The organism is Nitrosomonas sp., from assembly GCA_016703745.1.
GTDB lineage: Bacteria > Pseudomonadota > Gammaproteobacteria > Burkholderiales > Nitrosomonadaceae > Nitrosomonas.
The window spans coordinates 45,543-64,406 of record JADJBK010000004.1; the positions used below are offsets into that span (position 1 = coordinate 45,543).

Below are 18,864 nucleotides of genomic sequence, written 5' to 3' on the forward strand. Positions count from 1 at the left end.
TGCTCAATTTACTAACGCGAGATGCAGTTCGGTTCCCATATAGCGGAGCGCCATGGTGCCACGACATCGACAGGGAAAGCTTTTTCCGCAACCAGACTCAATAGCTGAACCAATGTCCACGCCGTCGAGCGAATCTGCATCCATAACTCCAGCACCGTGCGTTTCTGCTGCCACAAATTGTTCACGCCCCACCAGCGCTTCAGGTTGTGAAACAAGGGTTCGATGCCACAGCGGCGTGCATACAGATGCAGTATCTCCTCGGCACACAAATCCGTTCTAGACCAAGCAAATAGCCGCCTTTCGCGCATCAGCGTGTAGACGTAAAAACGATACGAAATTGTGCTCTTTAATTCTACTTTGTCAGATTATTCCAGAGCCCTATTTTGCCTGACAGAAGACTGCTTTGCGCTGGATCTCCTCTGATGCCGCTTGTGAATAATTTCAGCCAATTCCTCGGCTGTGAGCTGTCTTCGAGGCAGCATATGAGCTAATGCTGTTACCAAGTCATTGACGGATAACATCGGCCATTGCTCTCTGCCCTGCATTTTTTGCTTGACCAGGAAGAGCGTTGCCAGCATGACCAAAGCCATGTGATGATGCCATGCATCCCATCGGCGTACTTGATAGTCGGCCATGCCGCATTCACTCTTTGCCTCATGAAAACTGTGTTCGATAAAGAAACGCTGTGCCTGCACCTGCGCCAGCCTCTGCAATGGTGTTTCAAATGGCGCATTGGATAGGCAGTAGTGCGATATTTCGCGTGCGCCAATCTCCCGCCTGACCAACAAATGCCATCGGCGCGCTTGAGGCTCGGTGCCATCCCATACCCAAACGAGTGTATGAAGATATTGCGCTTCAAGCGCGCCTTTTTCACCCTCGCGCAGCTTGATGTGCCGCCATGCTGTATCCGGCTGCTCAGATGCCCATTGATCGACACGTATTGCTTCACTTTGTGCTTTCATGTGTGTTGGCCGCCTGCCACGGCCATTCCAATCTGGAATGTGCGGCGCTGGGTCTTCAAGATAGATCATCTGCTTGCAATGAACATCTGCAACAAATGTGCAACCAAGATTATCAACGCCCCGTAAAAAGGCAGCATCCTTGCCGTAACCCGCATCGATGGCCACATAACCAAAGCGCACACCATGTTGCAGCGCTTTTTCAATCATCGATAACGCGATCTCGCATTTGCTTTGGTAGCGCTGGTGCGCTTCAGGTATCGCTGCCTTATTGCAACGATCCGAATCATTCGCCCAGTGTTCCGGTAAATACAGGTGCGCATCAATCAAACTTGCCATGCTGTCCCGGCACAGGTTGGCAAATACGCCAACCTGGCAATTGTCTACCTTCCCCAGACGGCCGTTCCATTGCCTCGCAACCCCTGCTGAGGCTTCACCCTTCTTCGCAAAACCACTCTCATCAATGATCAAAGTGGCTTTGTCGCCACCCAATAGCGCGTCCGCTTCACGCGCAATCTGTGCACCAAATCCATGCCAATCAATTGCACCAGATGTCAGCATGTGTTGCATAGCCTGGTGATCAACCTCGTTTACTTCGCCCATGCGCAGCATGGTCGCCCGATCGGATTGAAACAGTCCACGCAGATAACCATAAAACGTCGCTGTTGCATCGCGCGTCGAGGAGACGAAAAATGATGAAAATGAAGATAAATGCGCGCCAAGCGCTTCTGGGAGCCCCTGTAGGGCAGATTTGAGAGACTGTTTAGTATTTTCACGACATGATCGTGATTAACATATATAAAACAATGACTTATTATACATCAACTGGATGCCTCATTGGAATTATTTGAATCTGACAAAGTAGAATTAAGCAGAGAGATCAAATTATTGTTGATAATCTCGACGGCCTCTTTCCTATTTGATGGAATAAACTGGCTATGAGCACTACACGTTTTATCCACCCAGGCTTGTGGGTAAGTTCTAATTCGATGATTCAGGGATGCAAGAATCTCTGCGACATAAGGAGTAGTTTTTTCAAAATTCCATTCGACTTTTTTCAGGGAATGCAGATTCCCCAACAAAGCCAATATGGGTGCCTGATTTACCTGCTCTGCCAATATTTTGGCCATCCACTCATCACGCCTAATATCTATATCCGTTCCGGCATCAATAGCAATCACTTTTAGGCAATCATTTCTTCTTGCCACTTCTGCCAGATCATTGATCATCGCACGAAAAGCAGGGTGATCGATTATGGAGGGGATTTCGACATCAGAAACCGTTGACTTGCCTTCTACGATCCCATCAAGAATCATCTGTTGATTGCTGGCAATCTCAAGCGCAACAACCAGGCATTTATCCTGCTGCAAATATTTGGATATTACGGACTGGAAAAACTGGACTGATTCAGGTCGCTTATGGTATTCACCGATGATTGAAATGCCGCCAGGCTCCATGCCTTTTATGATCCACTTCTGAGCTTCGTTTGAATGAGCTGGATCTGAAAAAAACAAACCAGCTATAAAGAAAAAAAAGTAAATCATCTTTTTTTTGCCTGTCGCCATTCCCATGGTGGAATTCTCTGAGCTTCCGGTAGACTCCATATCCCCGATCCATTCTTCCTGGCCTGTTTTTCCAGAGCATAGAGATTTTGATCCTTGGCATATTTTCGATATACCCAGGCAGCTCCAAGTCTAACCATTTCTGCATTTACATCGATTTCACCTGCATAGACTCGTCCAACTGTACGCCCATAGCGATCTATATCCCGTACTTTGACGAGTATGGTTTTACCGTAGACAATCCTGGATAATTCCTGTTTTGCACGCTTTCCATAAGGCTGGGCTGATTCGGGTGTATCGATCTCAGCGAGCCGTACTTTGATTTGCTTTTTTCGATTGTCCAGGATTGTTAGCGTATCTCCATCTGACACACCCACCACTCGCCCAATGTGTTCCTGAGCTGCTGCGGGTAACGGTAAGAGCGCGACGCATAGTAAAACAAGAAATAAAACTTGCTTGAAATTTTTGAGATTCAACAAATTCTCCTACTCATTTATATTTTATGAAGATAGAGACACTTTTTATTGGTATCGACTATTTTGGATATAAGTTGACATCCTCCCCTCCCTAAAGGAAGGTGATTCCTGCTGCCTCAACCCCGGAATGGGATTGATGGCTTCGGTGAGTTCCTGTTGCTGACGACATTACTGCATCGTTCACTTGGCAGGCGAGCCGGGCATGTCCTGCCCTTAGAATATTGATGGCCGCATTGAGGTCTGCATTTTCTGCATACCCACATTCGACGCAATCAAACTTGGATTGTGTCTTGCGGTTCTTGGCAGATACATGGTCGCAGGCCGGACACGTCCGGCTGGTGTTGCGCGGATTGATGGCAAGTACATCACCGCCACGCCACGCTTGCTTGTATTCCAACTGGCGGCGAAACTCACCCCAGCCCTGATCGAGAATCGACTTATTGAGGCCGGACTTGGCTTTGACACTTCGCCCTGGTGCACCAATGGTGCCTGCTGCCGACTTGCTCATGTTCGTGACTTTCAAATCTTCGATAACAATCATCGCGTGGTTTTTGCTGATGACAGTAGAAGTCTTGTGGAGAAAGTCATTCCGAGTATGAGCTACCCGTTGATGTAATCGTGATATTTTCTGTTTCTGTTTTTTCCAGTTGCTGCTGAACTTGATTTTGCGGCTCAAACAACGCTGGTATTTTGCCAGTTTTACGGCGTTCTTGCGGAAAGCATTGACCGGCTCAAACATCATGCCATCGGAGAGTGTAGCGAACAGCGTAACGCCTGCATCGAGGCCAACAATAGACGTAGACGGATGCACTGGCTCTGCAACCTCGCGCTCGGTCTGAATGCTGGCGTACCACTTGCCAGCGACACAGGACACCGTGATGTTTTTGATTACACCCTCGATAGCGCGGCTCTTACGATAGTGAATCCAGCTCAGCTTGGGAAACTTGATGCGGTTATTGCCAGCATCGAGTTCGCATCCTTGAGGGAAGCAAAAACTACTGCTAACACCCTTCTTTTTGAAGGATGGAAAGTCGGCACGTTTTTCGAAGAAGTTTTTGTAAGCGCGCGCCAGGTCTTTGAGCACGACTTGATATAGCTGCGATGGCGTTTCCTTGAGCCACAAGGTATCAGTTTCTTTTTTCCAGACCGGAAGCCATTTGCACATATCAAAATGATTGATGAACTTTTCGCCTGCTTCGTGATTGGCTATTTGCAGTGCAAGCGCCTTGTTCCAGACGAACCGACAGGAACCTGCGATACGACGCATGGCGCGTTGTTGTTCGCCGTTTGGCTCAATACGAAATTTGTAGGCTTGCAAGCGTTTCATGCTTTGAATTATACTCGGTCTATGGAGAAAAACAACGAAATAAGACACGGCAGGCATTGCGTTTTCAAGATGCACATTCACTTGGTCTTTGTGACGAAATGCCGCCGTGGTGTGTTCACCAAGGAGGTAATTGCCGACCTGCGCGGCATCTTCGCTGGTGTCTGCACCGACCTTGAGTCGGAGCTGGTTGAATTCGACGGCGAGCATGACCATGTGCATCTCCTGGTGAACTATCCCCCCAAGCTAGCGGTATCGGTACTGGTGAACAGCCTCAAAGGGGTGTCCAGCAGGATGATTCGCAAAAAGAACTATCCCTGTATCCGCAAAAAACTATGGGGAGGTGCATTGTGGTCGCCATCGTATTTTGCAGGCTCTTGCGGCGGCGCACCGATTGCCATCATTCGCCAATATATAGAACAACAGCAAACACCTGAGTAAGCTAACAACATGGACACCTGCGGTGTCCGCGCATTCTATTAAACAATGCAGGGCTACTCAAAAACAAAAGCCAACCCAAACAGCACTACGATGAATCAACCGGCTCCAGATCTAAGCCGCTAATACCCAAATCAAACACAGCAGAAGAGGGAGCAGTTACCTGATGTGCACCATATTTAACATCAGATTTCGGTGCAGTAGTCACCTCCAGCACAGCGATAACCACAGGCTTGATCATTTCCGTCAGTACCTGCTTGCAGGCAGCTACTGTCTGCCGTGAAAGGTGTGCTACGCGGGCGATAGCAGCTTGCGTGAGTGCTTCGCCCTTCTGCTGGAGCTGGCGGCACGCGGCACGAATCTTGGATTCTGTTTTCTTTTGCCGCACTTCATGCGTGCGGATGGCGGCAAGACGCTGCCGCTCGGTTAGAGGCAAGTCCTTGTCGAGCTGCATCACGCCTCTATGGCAGCGGCTATCGCCTCTGTAGCGATCCCACGTCCAGCGGGCGACGGACTTCACTGTGGCCCGGAGTGAGGACAACGGCAGGTCTTCGGTGAAGCCGAGCTTGTGGAAGCTGTTACGGTTGTATGCGTAGGCTTCCAGCAAGCGCGTAAAAGTCGTAAATGATCCTTCCTTGCGTTCGCGGTTGATGATGGAATAGGCGTAGTACCGTAGGTGCTCGAACAGAATGCAGTGGCGGGAATGGCTGACACCATCAAGTTCCGGACCCTTGCCCCACGGTGAGGGCACGGCCAGCTCCACATAGTCGGCCAGCTCGCCCAGCTCATAGACGTGGTTGTGCAGCTCCCACGTCAGCCACCACGGATGTCCAGGGGTCTTGGCCACCGGTCCGCTGTGGAAGTTGGTGTCAGCGTCCAGACGCGCAGCGAATGACTCATAGATCGCCTTCATGTAGGCGATGGGTTTGGGTCTGGCACTCTCAGTCGTGCAAACAGGGGGATGGCGTAGTACAAGTGGCTGTGGCCACTCTGGCGGTTGCGCACGATTAGATTGGGAGCTGGCAGACCCGCATCCTCCCAGATGAGCGCATTGGAATGATCAAGGTCGAAGATCAGCCAGCTCACCATGCCGGGCCGATTGACCTGCATGTAGGGGTAGCGGATCGCGTATTCGCGAGGACGAATGCGCGTGGCGGTCTTGTCGTCAGAACACCGTGACAAATACGGGGCTTCGAGCAGCACACGGTTCAGGGCGGTGCCGACCTGAAAAAACCGCTGTGTTGGTGCTTCGTCGCGTGCTGCGATAGTAGATTGCCGAGCCATAACCCTCCGCCGCTTTCAAAAAACGATGGCAAAAACTTGCCTAACGGGGGGTTGGGACGTATAATGAGAGCTGTTAAGGACTCATTTCTAGGGCTAACCTATCTTCTACGTCTCAAAGCCCCCGGAATGTTGCAAAAGCCCCGCGCCAACGGGGCTTTTGCTTTTTCAGTGCCTTGTAATCCTAGTTGCTACTCGATAGCCATCTCCGGTTCATCCCCATTGCACGGGGAACGATTAAATATTTACTTTGACTGATTACCTCGGGTGCTTCGCCCAAATCCACGCCGAGCTGATGCCTGCTTGCCGCGAGAGACAAAGCCCCTCGCATCTAGCTTGAATTTACTGATACCACAGTCCAGCATTGCTGACACCAGACCGTCAATGCTGGTGAAATAACGAGGCCCATTGCCTCGCGCTGTACTGAGAAAAATCTCATCATCACCGATGAGCACAACTCCGACCAAGCCTTGGCCATCATCATCGAATCGAATCTCGGCACCAGTCACGACACCGGCATCGACCAATTCACGCAATGTCATTGGACTAACCGCTGATTTAATCCCTTTCATGGCCATATTTATACCATCTCCATGTCATATATGCAACTTATTCCATTAATACGAGACAAAGTCCGCGTATCTGACAAACAAGGAATAAGATAGCTATCTAGCTATATAGCTAGATAGCTATCACTCAATTCCGAAATGCTGCTTAAGCAACCGCTCCACGATCTCTGTTTCCGTCACACGATGGCCCGGCATTGACTCCGAGTTCGCAGCATCCTTAAGGGCTTTGGCAATGTCCCATCGCATTCGAAACAGCTTCTGGACGGTCGGTACAGGAGGCATATCTGCAGTAGGTGCATCAGGCTTGGAAACATCCCGGTGGACATTGTCCGCGACATCTCCTGCCCCACCCTCCAGAAAGGCAGTCGGGTCTTTCAGGGGGGTAGCAATACCCGCCAAGTCGGGCTTTCCGCGCATCTTCTTCACGCCGTCGCCTCCCGGAAAAAGGCTTCTATCTCGGTAATGGCAACTTGATCCTTACCTATCTCCTGCACGATAGCGCCCTCACCGATAGCGCGACGGAAAGCCACGCGCTCGCAGACCTTGGTTGGCAGTACGACCAACTCCTGTTCCATCAGAAATTCCAGCATCTCGGCAGCATCCTTGGTGCGCGGATCGACACGGGTTAGCAGCACCCGCACATCGAGATCAGGGTTGTAGTCACGGGCCAGATCGACCACGGTCAGCAAGTCGGTCATGGCTGCGGCATCAAGGTTGGACGCGCCAATCGGGATCACCGCACGCTGGGCTAGCAGCAGCGCGGAGCGCAGACCCACAGAGTCGCGACCACCGGCATCGACCACCACATGATCGAAGCCGCTAGCAAGCTGTCTGCCTTCAGCCAGGACTGCTTTACCCGCTAGGCAGGTTGTCGTTGGGCTAGGCGTGTAATTCTCATTTTCTCGCCGCCACGCGGCCCAGCTCGCGGCACTGGCTTGCGGGTCGCCATCGATCAGCAAGGTCTTGCCCTGCCGAGCGAGCATCGTGGCGAGATGGACAGCGGTCGTCGTCTTGCCCACGCCGCCCTTGGTATTGACCACAGCAAAAATTGTCACTTCGTTATTCTCCAGAGCTAAGTTAGATAGATAGCTATCACAAAACACATCGAGATTATATAGATAGATAGCTAGCTATCTATCATAAGGAGATGAAATAAATCTTTTTCACAGAAAAATTTTTGGGTATCAAAGGAGACAAGGATGCAATGATCTGCGCAGATTTGCGGTGCGTACATAGGAGTCTTACCCTCACTTGTCTATTGCCGCACTCTCCAAACGTGCGGTTGAAACCAAACCGCAAAACCCTGAAGGGGGATAAGTTTTGTTGTAATACAGTTGCACATAGCGCAAGCCAGCTATAGTGGACCCTCCTTTCAGGACAGCAAATTAAGATGGTATCCTGCTAGAAAAGGAACAGGCAATGACTGGCATAAAGCGAAAGAATTTTACGGGTGATTTGAAGGCTAAAGTAGCGCTTGAAGCAATTCGTGGCATCAAGACGGTAAACGAAATTGGTCAGGAGTTTGGAGTGCATCCGACGCAAGTTGGTTTGTGGAAGAAGGAATTGCAAAAGCAGGCATTCAATCTGTTTGGAACCAGGCGTGGTGTAAAGCTAAAGCCTGTTGATCCGTCATCGAGTCCGGAGCGACTGTATTCGGAAATTGGTCGATTGAAGATGGAATTGGACTGGCTTAAAAAAAGTCCTGGATCAGCCAATAGCGGTGCGTAAACAATGGATCGATGCGACTGCGCCATTGCCACTGATGCGGCAATGTGAACTCACCGACGTAGCGCGATCCACTGTCTATGCGCCACGCCTGGTTGTGCAACCGGACGCGCAGGAACTGGCTTTACTGGAACTCATTGACGCAGAATACACACGGCACCCATTTTACGGCAGCCGCAAGATTGTGCAATATCTGCGAAGTTTGGGGCACGCAATCAACCGCAAGCGTGTGCAAAGATTGATGGGTATATTATGTCTTGCGGGTATGGCGCCGGGGCCAAACACCAGCCGGCGATACCCGCAGCACAAGGTTTATCCGTACTTGCTCAGAGGCGTGCCAATTAATCGCCCCAACCAGGTGTGGAGCACAGACATCACGTACATTCGTCTGCCGCGAGGGTTTGTGTATCTGGTGGCGATCATTGACTGGTACTCGCGCAAAGTATTGTCATGGCAGCTATCGAACACGCTGGACAGTCGATTTTGCGTGGATTGTCTGGAACAGGCCCTGCAAACACATGGCGTGCCTGACGTATTCAATACCGATCAGGGCAGTCAGTTCACCAGTGACGATTTCATTGGCGCACTCAAAGCACGCGACATTACCATCAGCATGGATGGGCGTGGCAGAGCATCGGACAATATCTTTGTGGAACGGCTCTGGCGCAGCGTCAAACACGAAGATGTTTACCTGAAAGGGTATGCAACAATGACTGATTTAATGCTTGGTCTGACAGAGTACTTTACGTTCTACAATACAACACGGATGCATCAGTCACTGGGATATCACACACCGGACGAGGTTTACCTGACAGCGAGCGGAGGTGGGGCAAAGATTATCGACAAATACAGCGAAACAGAAAAAATTTCATCAAAAATAGAGTCAAAGAATCGGGGCAGCGCCGTTCCGCTGCATGAATAGGATGCCCTCTTAAATTCGATCTATTATTGTCTTGACTGCGGGGTCCACTTTACTATGCAGAAGGCAAAAAGAAGTTGTCTTATGCCGATTTGTGCAAACATCTGACCGAGTGGCGGAAGAGTAGCGAAACGCAATGGCTATCTGAAACCCATTCCCAACCCTTGCAACAAACGCTTAAAGACCTGGAGCGAGCCTACAAAAACTTCTTCGAGAAACGCGCAGACTTCCCGCGCTTCAAGAAGAAAGGCCAATCGGATAACTTTCGCTATCCGCAAGGCTGTAAGCTCGACCAAGGCAATAGCCAAATTTTCTTGCCAAAACTGGGCTGGGTGCGCTACCGCAACAGCCGTGAAGTGTTGGGCGTTGTGAAAAACGTCACCGTATCCGGCAAACAAGGCAAATGGTTCGTCTCGATTCAGACGCAGCGAGAAATAGAGCAACCACTGCCAACAGCGACAACAGCTATTGGCATCGATGTCGGTATTGCCCGTTTTGCCACAATGAGCGATAAAAACTATATCGCTCCGTTAAACAGCTTCAAGAAGCACCAACAACGGCTCGCGCGTTACCAACGTCGTATGAGCCGCAAGGTTAAATTCAGCAACAATTGGAAGAAGGCAAAAGCCAAAGTTCAGAAGATTCACAGCCGTATTGCTAACGCCAGAAAAGATTTCTTGCACAAAACCACGACAACGATCAGCAAAAACCACGCGCTCGTTTGTATTGAGGATTTGCAAGTACGGAATATGTCCAAGTCTTCTAAGGGCAATAGCGAACAGCACGGTAAGCGAGTGAAGCAGAAGTCCGGCCTAAACCGTTCTATCCTCGATCAAGGATGGGGCGAATTCAGGCGGCAATTGGACTACAAGGTGGCATGGAATGGCGGGATATTGCTTGCCGTGCCTCCCCATAACACCAGCCGAACTTGCCCGTGCTGTCATCATGTATCAAAAGACAATCGGAAAACGCAAGCAACGTTTCTTTGCGTCGATTGCGGATACGAAAATCACGCCGATGTAGTCGGTGCGATCAACGTGCTAGAGCGGGGATACCGCTTGTTAGCCTGTGGAGAATCGGTGCAGTCAGGCCGTTCCGTGAAGCAGGAACCCACCGAAGCGACTCAAGCAATAGCTGCTTGAGCACCGTAGGAATCACCTTCCTTTAGGGAGGTGAGGATGTCAATGGATCGCCCGAAATTTGAGCAGTTCACTTTGGGAATTATCAATAAATAACCTGTACGGTTGTCTATCGAGTGCAATTAATCTGCAAACATTAAAAATTCTGTTGTAGAATAATTTCATCTCGTCCTTTCTAGTAAAGGATCTGATCTTCCAAGCTGTGGAAGCAAAACAAGCAGCAGTTTCTATATCACTTTGACGGGCTTTACTGTCTGTCACTCATCAATCCCACGGGGACATTATCCCCGCAGGGGCATGGTGTCTCCGTGTTTTCAGGAGAACCACCATGCAGACATCATCATCCGTAGTATCCACAAGAAAATCGATACCTGATAACAGCGCTCATCAGGGAATTCTTCAGTCGCTACCGGCGGAGGAATATCACAGTAACCCGGCGGTTGGACACTCAAGTCTGTTGAAATTAATGCGCTCACCTGCGCATTACTTCAACTACATGACCAGTCCACGTGAGCCGACACCCGCAATGCAGCTTGGAAGTGCTTTCCATACGGCCTTGCTGGAACCAGATGTTTTCAGGCAAAACTATATCGTCGCGCCTAAGTTTGATCGGCGCACCAAAGACGGTAAAGCTCAAGCTGAGGCATGGGAAGCAGCCAATGCTGGCAAAACATCTCTGACGCCTGGTGATATGGATTCCGTTGAGAAAATGATTTCATCGGTACAGGAACACGGTGGGGCAAGACTTCTACTCGCGCGCGGTCAGGCGGAAATGTCTGGATTCTGGACAGACCAGGAAACCGGCATTGCCTGCAAGTTTCGCCCGGATTTTCTGGCAACGAATGGTGATCTCATTACCAGCCTGGTTGACATCAAGACCTGTGTCGATGCAAGCAGGGAAGGATTTGCCAAATCAATTGCCACATTTGGCTACGACGTGCAGGCAGCCTACTACATTGATGGACTGGAAAAGCTAACTGGCAAAAGAGTTGGTTTCTACTTCGTCGCTGTGGAGAAGGATGCGCCACATGCAACGACAGTCTATGAGGCCAGTCTTGAGATGATCGAGGTTGGTCGAGCCAAATATCGCGCATCACTGGAATTACTCCAGTGGTGTCGCAAGAAAGGTCGCTACCCTTCCTACCAGCCTAATGGCGAGATCGAAAAAATCGATTTGCCGCGTTGGGCATCAAATTTCAATATAGAAGATTAAGCTAGCTATATAGCTATCTTATTTATACCACCCACCCCTATGCTTCGGCGTAGGGGTTTCCTGATAGCTATATAGCTATCAATGACTATTTTCCTGAGCGCATCAAGGTGTGTTGAGGAAAACAGGATTGTTCTCTCTGGCTATGCCAAGGGACATGAAGGTAGCTGGCCTTCCGAAATAAACAGCGTATCACTAGGCATCCGGGCAACCGGGCGTTTCTTTCAAACCCTGCCGGGTCAACACTGCTCCCGGTTGGGAATAGTGTCATGTCCGGCTTTTTCTGAATCAAGGAGTAATCATGTTAAACAGAGTGCAACTGATTGGTTATCTGGGATCTGACCCGGAGATTCGCTACACCCAGCAAGGTGAAGCGATTGCCCGCACACGCATTGCCACCAGTGAAAACTGGAAAGACAAAGCTGGTGCGAAACAGGAAAAAACAGAATGGCACAACGTTATTTTCTTCGGAAAGCTCGCTGAAATTACTGGTGAGTATCTGAAGAAGGGTTCACTTGCCTATATCGAAGGACGGCTGCAAACGCGATCCTTCGAAAAAGACGGAGATTCCAGGTACATGACCGAAATTGTCGCAGACAGCATGAAAATGCTGCCAAACGGCAAAAAGCAGAACGACAGCAGCAATCAACAAACCGCTGCTGATGATTCGGGTCCTTTCTGACAGGAGGTAACATGAGTTATCAAATCATATTACCGGCCCTGTGGAAAGACGCCCTTATCAGAAATGACTGGGCTGCTCTTGAGCTGAATTTTCCGGAGCAGGCCGCCGATGCAAAAGCCTGGCAAATTGAATCTGGATTATCAGTTATTGGGTACAGGAATGAAACCCTGTACGTCAATTTCGATGGCCACATGACAGAATGCCTGGAATACACCTGCACGGAAAATAACCTATTTTTTGAGCAGGTTCTACATCGAATCGAATGCGGCGTATCAACAGTGATAGATGCTGAAATTATTCGTCGTTACGTTGCAGAAATCAGACAATCAAATTGTCATCATTGATTGTCATTCCACTCCCAGCCGGGGAATCATTCCCGCCTGGGATGCGCTTCGGCTGGTTTTCTTCAAGGAGAATCAGATGAAAGCAGAAAAATTGAAAACTTTGGCAATGGGCAGATGGGAAGCAATTCTTTCTGCTATTGCTCCGCAATCCATCGTTGCGCTGAAATACAAGGGACGCCATGTACCATGCCCGGTTCACGGTGGTAAGGATGGTTTCCGAGTATTCAAAGATGTTGCGATCACAGGTGGAAGCGTATGCAACACCTGTGGTTTCAATAATAATGGCTTTGCAACCATCATGTGGCTGAATGGCTGGGATTTCAAAACCACCTTACAGGCGGTTGCAGATTATCTTGGTTTTGGTAGTCAGGAAAAACCGGCTATAAGACGGACATCAGTCAGTACCAGTAGTATCGGCAATGGTGATGAGAAGCTCCGTCAGGCACTTAATCGTGTTTGGCTGGAATCATTCAGTCTCTCCGATATAAAGGCACAGCCAGCAAAGCTGTATCTGGCAAGAAGGGGGATATCCATTCTTCCTGCTGAAGAATCGGTGAAATTTCACCCGTCGCTTGCCTACTATGACAATCGACAACTGATTGGCAGATTCCCTGCAATTGTTGCCATGGTCAGTGATGCAGAAAGCAATCCTGTCACCATTCATCGCACTTATATTACGAACGATGGCAGGAAAGCACCGGTTCACGCGCCCAGGAAATTAATGGGCTATCCAGGTGAACGCCAGATAACCGGTGGCGCTATCCGTCTAACAAGCGGAGATACGCAGATACTCGCCATTGCCGAGGGGCTGGAAACAGCACTGTCGGTAATGGAGGGAACAGGCGTTCCAACATGGTGCGTGATCAATGCCACCTTGCTGGAGAATTTCGTTCCACCTGAAGGAACGACGCGTGTTCTTGTCTTTGCCGACAAGGATATTGAGACTGATCAGCACCCCAAGGGTCATGGTCAGGAAGCCGCGAGAAATCTCACCCGGCGTCTGTGGCGGGAAGGGTTCAAAACATCGATATTCATACCTTCTACAGAGATTGAGCAAGGCCAGAAATCGATAGACTGGAATGACGTATTTTTCCATCAGGGAAAGCTGGGATTTCCGGTTGTTGATCTTGAAGAAAATGGATTTAGGCAAAAGTCCGCCTGAACCAGGATAGCCCTGCCCATCGGGTGGGGCATTATCCCAAGCGTTATCATGGATAATGTTTAGGATAATCAACACCGTATTCTTCTGCCATGAGTAATCATGGAAGACGATATTCGCAACTGGCGAATCCAAATAATCAGTATATCAACTGTACCTGACGGGCTTCTTTCTGTCTGGTGTTTTATATCCATTTCACCCTAAGCGGGGACATTATTCCCGCAGGGGCATGGTGTCTCCGCATTATCAAGGAGCAACATCATGGCTTTTCAAGCACTGAAAAATATCAATCGTTCTCAGGCTGCTAACCCAGTTAACGGAAACGAACCGAAGAACTTCCCGGCCATGCTGGATAAGTTCAAAGGAGAGATTGCACGGGCCTTACCCAAGCATATCAATCCAGATCGGATGACCCGAATTGCACTAACCGCATTTCGTATGAATCCGCGACTGGCTGAGTGCGATCCGCGCTCAGTATTCGCAGCAATCGTCCAGTCCTCGCAACTGGGACTGGAAGTTGGCTTGATGGGAGAAGCGCATCTCGTTCCATTCAAAAATGAATGCCAGCTCATTCCTGGTTATACAGGATTGATCAAGCTTGCAAGACAAAGTGGTTTTGTGCAGGACATCTACGCACATGAAGTCAGAATGAACGATACGTTTATCCTGAATCTCGGCATGGAACGTAGCCTTGAACACAAGCCTATGACCAGCGCGGGAGGATTTCCCTCATCCGAAGAGGAGCGGGGAGCCATAGCCGGTTTTTATGCGGTGGCTGTATTCAAAGACGGAAGCCGGACATTCGTGGCAATGGGTGTCGCCGAGGTCGAGCGTATACGTGATAATTCACGCGGTTATCAGGCAGCAAAGCGTAGCAAAAAGGAATCTGTTTGGGATTCCGATTTTGTCGCGATGGGCCTTAAAACAGCAATCCGGCGATTATGCAAGTTTTTGCCGAAATCACCTGAGCTGGCAACTGCCTTGTCGCTCGACTCAGTATTAGAGCAAGGCAAGGATCAGCATCTCAATCTGATCGATGCCGCCACAGGAGAATTTGTGCCGGTTATCGCAGATGATCAGGATGAATCCAGCGAAGTAGAGACAGATACACCACCTTCTGCCAAAACTGCGAGAACATCTGAAGCGGCAATCAGTGATCCAGTATTGCAGGCTGCGGTACTGGCGCTGGAGAACGCAAAGACTGTCGATCAGTTGGATGAGGTCTATATCCGACTGGAGGCAGACTTTGCTGATACTGATCTTGAATTTCTGATGCGTCAGTACCGACGAATCAGGGATCTGATCGAATCAAAATAGTAGATAGCTAGCTATCTTATACCACCTACCCCTATGCTTCGGCGTAGGGGTTTCCTGATAGCTATATATCTTGATAGCTATATAGCTATCAATGACTATTTTCCTGAGCGCATCAAGGTGTGCTGAGGAAAGCAGGATTCATGTCCGTGGTTATCCATGGCTGATCTTCCAAGCTGGGGAAGTAAATAAAACAGCATCAACAAGCATCCGGGTGATTGGGTGTCTATTTCATCAGTCCCACGGGGATACCACTCCCCGCAGGGCATGGTGTCTCCGTATTTCAAGGAGCGACATCATGGAAATATTATTTTCTATAAAAGCAGCGTTTGCCTGGATGAATTGCAAACGCAGTAAAAAATGTTTTCAGCCGGTCCAATGGCTGGAAACAGCTCCTGTATTTGCGCCAAATGAAGAATGGCGCAAATACGATACCCCTACCTGGTTACGCAGGGGTGTTCGTATCACAGGCAGAAAAGATGCCAAGAGCAAACTCCTAAGCCAATAAGGAGAATGCTATGGGTATCCTGTTTGATATGGCCGCCTTTTACCGGTGGCTTGAGCAGGCGTCAGATCGTGAGCTTCTTGCTCGTCGGGATGATGCTCTTAACATAAAAACTGCATCAGCGATGACGGCCTCAAGCAGGGTCTTTGTCGCCTGGTTCGTTTGATTGAGGAGGAGCTTGTGGCTCGGAGGTTTCGAGTCTGAAGCTCATACGCCGCATTTTTGCCAGAATTTCGGGAGCGTTACTTCTTCCTTCCATGACGGCAACAACTGCGGCAGCCTCATCACTGTTGAAGGCTTTGTGTCTGATTCTATCCAGACACAAGTCAAATACTTCTGATCTCGATAGTTGAAAAAGCTCGCAAAGCTGATCAAATTCTTCCTGACAGAATATCCATGGCTGGTTGCGCAGGAGATATTTCTTGCGATCCTGATCATCCTTGCCACCACTGAAGACCGTGAAAGATGAATTACATTTTTTTATCATGTAATTAGTCTATCACGCTAACCACAACCCTAAGCGGGGACATTATTCCCGCAGGGGCATGGTGTCTCCGCTTTTTCTTTTGGAGACACCATGATGGAAAAATTCGACTGGAATCAATTGCTGCATGAAGCGTTGACGATGCCTGGAAAACTATCCAGCGCATATTCTGCCATGTACAACTATTCCCTCTGCAACAGGGTGCTTGCAACAGCACAGCTTGATGAACGAGGATTGCCAGTATCACCTATCGCCAGCTTCAACGGCTGGAAAAAGCTTGGCCGTAAAGTCAAGAAGGGTGAAAAAGCCTTGTCGTTATTCATGCCGATAAAGATTCGGAAAAGGAGTGATACCAGTGATGAAAATGACGAAACTGGAAAAATTCATTTCAAAGGATTCATGCTGAAGAAATTCTGGTTCAGCCTGAATCAAACCGAAGGCGAAGCATACGAGCCTGAGTTGCTGGTTCCAGAATGGAACTACGCAACGGCGCTGGATGCCTTGATTATCCGGGAAGTAGACTTTTCCGATATAGATGGCAACAAAATGGGCTATTCATTTCCATACAGGGGCATGATCGCGGTTAATCCGCTCAATCCGTTGCCATGGAAAACAAGGTTTCATGAAATTACCCATTGTCTGCTCCACACAGAAGAGGCGATGCTCTCCGATGGAAAGGTGCTCGATTACAGTCTCATCGAGGTAGAAGCCGAGTCGGTAGCTTATCTGTGCTGTGCTTCACTTGGCTTGCCAGGACTGGAAGAAAGCCGGGGATACATTCAGCATTGGTTGCGGCAGTCTAAATTCAGACAACTCGCTGGTAAAAATATACAGCGGGTTTTTGGTGCAGCCAACAAAATCCTTTCGGCTGGCAATAAAGGAGGAATTTATGACAACGCTTGAATCCAGATTCCGTAGACTTTTACACGTCATGTCCGAGCTTCGTGAAGCAGCTTGCACGATGCAAGGCATGTATTTTGATCGTGATGGTTCAATACAGCGAGCCATTGATGAGTCATTGCAGGCCGAGGATATGGCAGAACAGGCATTGCTTGACCTTGATGAGCTAATCTCAGTTATTTGTCTAATCAATGTAGATAAGGACGGAGATGGGTTTATCTGCCGGGAAGCGATGGATTGTGTTTTACACACAATTTCCCTGATACAGGCTACAGAAGATGCTGAAAGTGAGGTATCGGATGTAGTTTGATCTTTGATTTACCCCTGTGCCGCAAGGTGCGGGGGCTTTTCAAAACGCATTGAAAAGTGTTTTTTGAAAAGCATATTTTCTACCTGTCGGTTATACCAACAGTGGAAGCAAGCGGTAACTGGCCGCTCAAAACAAGCAGTACAAGCCGGGTATGTCTGTCAAGGCATACTCTTTCCCAACAGGGGACATCATTTCCCCTGTTGGGGATATGGTGCCCCTCTAAAAGGAGTAGCACCATGAAGCAATTCAACGAAATGAGCAATGTCGAACTTCTGGCATTGCTTGTCGGCGAAGAACTCGCCAGCAATATTGAAACCAAATATCTCCCCGAGTTGTTTGGTTTCATGAATCCAAGATCAGAAACATTATCAAGCGGTGAACATCACGCATCCTACCATGTTCATCCAAACCTGGGAGCAGCCAAGGAGCTTTTATCCCGCTGTTACCTGCAACAGATGACTTCCGGCGAAGCATTTTCTCAGCCGGATATTGTTAAAACCTGGTTATGCACCAGAATTGGCAATATTGAACATGAGGTTTTCTGGTGCCTGTGGCTGGATACGCAGCACAGACTGATCACAGCCGAAGAAATGTTTCGGGGAACGATCAACCAGGCCAGTGTTTATCCAAGGGAAATTGTGAAGCAGGCGCTATCCGTGAATGCGGCAGCAGTAATTCTGGCTCACAACCACCCATCCGGTCTTCCTGATCCATCGTCGGCAGATATTCAGTTGACGGTGCATATCAAGAAAGTCCTTGATCTCGTGGAAGTGAGGCTACTGGATCATTTCGTGATAGCAAACTCTGTCGGCATATCATTTGCCGAAAGGGGGCTGTTATGAAAACATTCAAAATGATTGTTTCATCGTATACAAGATGTATTGGCTGCGATGAAGTGCCATTCTGGACTGAATTCACGGTCAATCAGGCATTTATACATCGTCTGCAACAGATGGCTGAGATTTGTACCGAATTCGATCTGGAGAGTATCGAGTGTCGAATGTGTCCGGATCGCTGGGGGAACGAAGACGAGTATCGGCTCTCAGGACATAGGCTTTGCGTGCTGGGTAACATGTTCTATTTCAAGGCATATCACAAGCATTCTGATGATGTCGTTGAAACAGAGCTGGTGCGCATCAGTGAGATCGTCGGTTTAACTGAGAATGAAAAACATCACGATAGCTATCGTTCGCTGAATGGTGTTTTGTTTTAGTCAGATGATCTCGATAGTCTCATAGAGGCTGTTACAAGGAGCTGCCATGAAAACAGTGTTTAAGTTTTATTCAGATGCCGGTCACGGTTGGCTCCAGGTTCCCAAACTTCTACTGGATGATTTGGGTATCGCGGAGAAAATCACTTCTTTCAGCTATCAGCGGGGTGATTATGCTTATCTGGAGGAGGATGTTGATTTGTCCACTTTCATAAAGTCACTGAGACAGCGGGGCATTGAACCTGGATTTCTTGAATACCATTCTGAATATTCAGAAATCCGTAGTTTTAATCCTTACTGTTATGAATCAGCGATGTCTTAAGACATTGTGATTGATCCAAACTGATGAATTCA

General features: G+C 48.9%; 22 protein-coding genes and 3 pseudogenes. 14 read left to right on the top strand and 11 right to left on the bottom strand.

Annotation, left to right across the window (positions count from 1 at the left end; all coding sequences use genetic code 11):
* Nucleotides 1-47: 47 nt before the first annotated feature.
* The 5 genes and pseudogenes from IPG31_00575 to IPG31_00595 all read right to left on the bottom strand — a co-directional run bounded on the left by IPG31_00575 (nt 48) and on the right by IPG31_00595 (nt 4,324).
* Nucleotides 48-275, bottom strand: a pseudogene (locus IPG31_00575) (transposase).
* A 90-nt stretch (nt 276-365) separates the two neighbouring features.
* Nucleotides 366-1,604 carry an IS701 family transposase gene (locus tag IPG31_00580; GenBank protein ID MBK6616920.1) on the bottom strand — a complete coding sequence of 413 codons (1,239 nt, stop codon included), beginning with the start codon at nt 1,602-1,604 and terminating at the stop codon, nt 366-368.
* Nucleotides 1,605-1,780: 176 nt separating this feature from the next.
* Entirely contained in the window at nt 1,781-2,416 is a 636-nt protein-coding gene (locus IPG31_00585) for a hypothetical protein (GenBank protein MBK6616921.1), read from the bottom strand.
* A gap of 83 nt (nt 2,417-2,499) precedes the next feature.
* On the bottom strand, nt 2,500-2,997 hold the full coding sequence (locus IPG31_00590) for a thermonuclease family protein (GenBank protein MBK6616922.1): 498 nt from the start codon (nt 2,995-2,997) through the stop codon (nt 2,500-2,502).
* Between the two features lie 91 nt (nt 2,998-3,088).
* A complete protein-coding gene (locus tag IPG31_00595; protein ID MBK6616923.1) occupies nt 3,089-4,324 on the bottom strand; it encodes a transposase in 1,236 nt (411 codons plus the stop codon).
* Between the two features lie 21 nt (nt 4,325-4,345).
* On the opposite strand from IPG31_00595, the gene tnpA reads away from it, so the two are divergent.
* The gene (gene tnpA / locus IPG31_00600; protein ID MBK6616924.1) at nt 4,346-4,762 is read left to right on the top strand and encodes an IS200/IS605 family transposase; all 417 of its coding nucleotides are present in this window, start codon (nt 4,346-4,348) and stop codon (nt 4,760-4,762) included.
* An 85-nt stretch (nt 4,763-4,847) separates the two neighbouring features.
* Here the strand turns inward: tnpA and IPG31_00605 are convergent.
* From IPG31_00605 to IPG31_00620, 4 genes and pseudogenes are all read right to left on the bottom strand, one after another.
* A pseudogene (locus IPG31_00605) lies at nt 4,848-6,043 on the bottom strand (replication initiation protein).
* A 242-nt stretch (nt 6,044-6,285) separates the two neighbouring features.
* Nucleotides 6,286-6,612, bottom strand: coding sequence for a hypothetical protein (locus tag IPG31_00610; protein ID MBK6616925.1), 327 nt, complete (start codon nt 6,610-6,612; stop codon nt 6,286-6,288).
* Nucleotides 6,613-6,732: 120 nt separating this feature from the next.
* On the bottom strand, nt 6,733-7,026 hold the full coding sequence (locus IPG31_00615; GenBank protein MBK6616926.1) for a hypothetical protein: 294 nt from the start codon (nt 7,024-7,026) through the stop codon (nt 6,733-6,735).
* Between the two features lie 5 nt (nt 7,027-7,031).
* Nucleotides 7,032-7,664: a ParA family protein gene (locus IPG31_00620; GenBank protein MBK6616927.1), complete on the bottom strand. Its 633-nt coding sequence runs from the start codon at nt 7,662-7,664 to the stop codon at nt 7,032-7,034.
* Nucleotides 7,665-8,028: 364 nt separating this feature from the next.
* On the opposite strand from IPG31_00620, the gene IPG31_00625 reads away from it, so the two are divergent.
* The 7 genes and pseudogenes from IPG31_00625 (at nt 8,029) to IPG31_00655 (ending at nt 15,104) form a co-directional block, all read left to right on the top strand.
* A protein-coding gene (locus IPG31_00625) for an IS3 family transposase (protein ID MBK6616928.1) occupies nt 8,029-9,256 on the top strand; the annotation gives its coding sequence in 2 pieces (ribosomal slippage) (nt 8,029-8,324 and nt 8,323-9,256; 1,230 coding nt in all).
* Nucleotides 9,257-9,309: 53 nt separating this feature from the next.
* Nucleotides 9,310-10,395 (top strand): annotated as a pseudogene (locus IPG31_00630) (transposase).
* 325 nt (nt 10,396-10,720) lie between these two features.
* Entirely contained in the window at nt 10,721-11,605 is an 885-nt protein-coding gene (locus IPG31_00635) for a PD-(D/E)XK nuclease-like domain-containing protein (protein MBK6616929.1), read from the top strand.
* A gap of 298 nt (nt 11,606-11,903) precedes the next feature.
* Nucleotides 11,904-12,284, top strand: coding sequence for a single-stranded DNA-binding protein (gene ssb / locus IPG31_00640; GenBank protein MBK6616930.1), 381 nt, complete (start codon nt 11,904-11,906; stop codon nt 12,282-12,284).
* A gap of 11 nt (nt 12,285-12,295) precedes the next feature.
* Nucleotides 12,296-12,628, top strand: coding sequence for a hypothetical protein (locus IPG31_00645; protein ID MBK6616931.1), 333 nt, complete (start codon nt 12,296-12,298; stop codon nt 12,626-12,628).
* Nucleotides 12,570-13,790: a toprim domain-containing protein gene (locus IPG31_00650; protein MBK6616932.1), complete on the top strand. Its 1,221-nt coding sequence runs from the start codon at nt 12,570-12,572 to the stop codon at nt 13,788-13,790. The genes IPG31_00645 and IPG31_00650 overlap by 59 nt, the downstream gene beginning before the upstream one ends.
* A gap of 258 nt (nt 13,791-14,048) precedes the next feature.
* A complete protein-coding gene (locus IPG31_00655) occupies nt 14,049-15,104 on the top strand; it encodes a recombinase RecT (GenBank protein ID MBK6616933.1) in 1,056 nt (351 codons plus the stop codon).
* A 95-nt stretch (nt 15,105-15,199) separates the two neighbouring features.
* Here IPG31_00655 and IPG31_00660 read toward each other — a convergent pair whose 3' ends face one another.
* Nucleotides 15,200-15,370, bottom strand: a complete 171-nt coding sequence (locus IPG31_00660; protein MBK6616934.1) for a hypothetical protein — start codon at nt 15,368-15,370, stop codon at nt 15,200-15,202.
* Nucleotides 15,371-15,399: 29 nt separating this feature from the next.
* Here IPG31_00660 and IPG31_00665 point away from each other — a divergent pair, with 29 nt between their 5' ends.
* Nucleotides 15,400-15,609: a hypothetical protein gene (locus IPG31_00665; protein ID MBK6616935.1), complete on the top strand. Its 210-nt coding sequence runs from the start codon at nt 15,400-15,402 to the stop codon at nt 15,607-15,609.
* Nucleotides 15,610-15,739: 130 nt separating this feature from the next.
* Here IPG31_00665 and IPG31_00670 read toward each other — a convergent pair whose 3' ends face one another.
* Nucleotides 15,740-16,093 (bottom strand): hypothetical protein, encoded by a 354-nt coding sequence (locus IPG31_00670; protein ID MBK6616936.1) that lies wholly within the window; start codon nt 16,091-16,093, stop codon nt 15,740-15,742.
* Between the two features lie 93 nt (nt 16,094-16,186).
* On the opposite strand from IPG31_00670, the gene IPG31_00675 reads away from it, so the two are divergent.
* From IPG31_00675 to IPG31_00695, 5 genes are all read left to right on the top strand, one after another.
* On the top strand, nt 16,187-16,993 hold the full coding sequence (locus tag IPG31_00675) for a DUF1738 domain-containing protein (GenBank protein MBK6616937.1): 807 nt from the start codon (nt 16,187-16,189) through the stop codon (nt 16,991-16,993).
* The gene (locus IPG31_00680) at nt 16,980-17,300 is read left to right on the top strand and encodes a hypothetical protein (protein MBK6616938.1); all 321 of its coding nucleotides are present in this window, start codon (nt 16,980-16,982) and stop codon (nt 17,298-17,300) included. The genes IPG31_00675 and IPG31_00680 overlap by 14 nt, the downstream gene beginning before the upstream one ends.
* Before the next feature lie 236 nt (nt 17,301-17,536).
* A complete protein-coding gene (radC, locus tag IPG31_00685; protein ID MBK6616939.1) occupies nt 17,537-18,142 on the top strand; it encodes a DNA repair protein RadC in 606 nt (201 codons plus the stop codon).
* Nucleotides 18,139-18,513, top strand: a complete 375-nt coding sequence (locus IPG31_00690) for a hypothetical protein (GenBank protein ID MBK6616940.1) — start codon at nt 18,139-18,141, stop codon at nt 18,511-18,513. Before radC ends, IPG31_00690 begins: the two co-directional genes overlap by 4 nt.
* Nucleotides 18,514-18,559: 46 nt before the next feature.
* Nucleotides 18,560-18,832: a hypothetical protein gene (locus tag IPG31_00695; protein ID MBK6616941.1), complete on the top strand. Its 273-nt coding sequence runs from the start codon at nt 18,560-18,562 to the stop codon at nt 18,830-18,832.
* The last annotated feature ends 32 nt before the right edge of the window (nt 18,833-18,864 follow it).

Bases quoted from the DNA above. Each gene is read 5' to 3' on its own strand.
- IPG31_00585 (MBK6616921.1), bottom strand. From the start codon at position 2,416: ATGGAGCCTGGCGGCATTTCAATCATCGGTGAATACCATAAGCGACCT.
- IPG31_00595 (MBK6616923.1), bottom strand. From the start codon at position 4,324: ATGAAACGCTTGCAAGCCTACAAATTTCGTATTGAGCCAAACGGCGAA.
- tnpA (MBK6616924.1), top strand. From the start codon at position 4,346: ATGGAGAAAAACAACGAAATAAGACACGGCAGGCATTGCGTTTTCAAG.
- IPG31_00610 (MBK6616925.1), bottom strand. From the start codon at position 6,612: ATGAAAGGGATTAAATCAGCGGTTAGTCCAATGACATTGCGTGAATTG.
- IPG31_00615 (MBK6616926.1), bottom strand. From the start codon at position 7,026: ATGCGCGGAAAGCCCGACTTGGCGGGTATTGCTACCCCCCTGAAAGAC.
- IPG31_00635 (MBK6616929.1), top strand. From the start codon at position 10,721: ATGCAGACATCATCATCCGTAGTATCCACAAGAAAATCGATACCTGAT.
- ssb (MBK6616930.1), top strand. From the start codon at position 11,904: ATGTTAAACAGAGTGCAACTGATTGGTTATCTGGGATCTGACCCGGAG.
- IPG31_00645 (MBK6616931.1), top strand. From the start codon at position 12,296: ATGAGTTATCAAATCATATTACCGGCCCTGTGGAAAGACGCCCTTATC.
- IPG31_00650 (MBK6616932.1), top strand. From the start codon at position 12,570: ATGCTGAAATTATTCGTCGTTACGTTGCAGAAATCAGACAATCAAATT.
- IPG31_00655 (MBK6616933.1), top strand. From the start codon at position 14,049: ATGGCTTTTCAAGCACTGAAAAATATCAATCGTTCTCAGGCTGCTAAC.
- IPG31_00660 (MBK6616934.1), bottom strand. From the start codon at position 15,370: ATGCCCTGCGGGGAGTGGTATCCCCGTGGGACTGATGAAATAGACACC.
- IPG31_00665 (MBK6616935.1), top strand. From the start codon at position 15,400: ATGGAAATATTATTTTCTATAAAAGCAGCGTTTGCCTGGATGAATTGC.
- IPG31_00670 (MBK6616936.1), bottom strand. From the start codon at position 16,093: ATGATAAAAAAATGTAATTCATCTTTCACGGTCTTCAGTGGTGGCAAG.
- IPG31_00675 (MBK6616937.1), top strand. From the start codon at position 16,187: ATGGAAAAATTCGACTGGAATCAATTGCTGCATGAAGCGTTGACGATG.
- IPG31_00680 (MBK6616938.1), top strand. From the start codon at position 16,980: ATGACAACGCTTGAATCCAGATTCCGTAGACTTTTACACGTCATGTCC.
- radC (MBK6616939.1), top strand. From the start codon at position 17,537: ATGAAGCAATTCAACGAAATGAGCAATGTCGAACTTCTGGCATTGCTT.
- IPG31_00690 (MBK6616940.1), top strand. From the start codon at position 18,139: ATGAAAACATTCAAAATGATTGTTTCATCGTATACAAGATGTATTGGC.
- IPG31_00695 (MBK6616941.1), top strand. From the start codon at position 18,560: ATGAAAACAGTGTTTAAGTTTTATTCAGATGCCGGTCACGGTTGGCTC.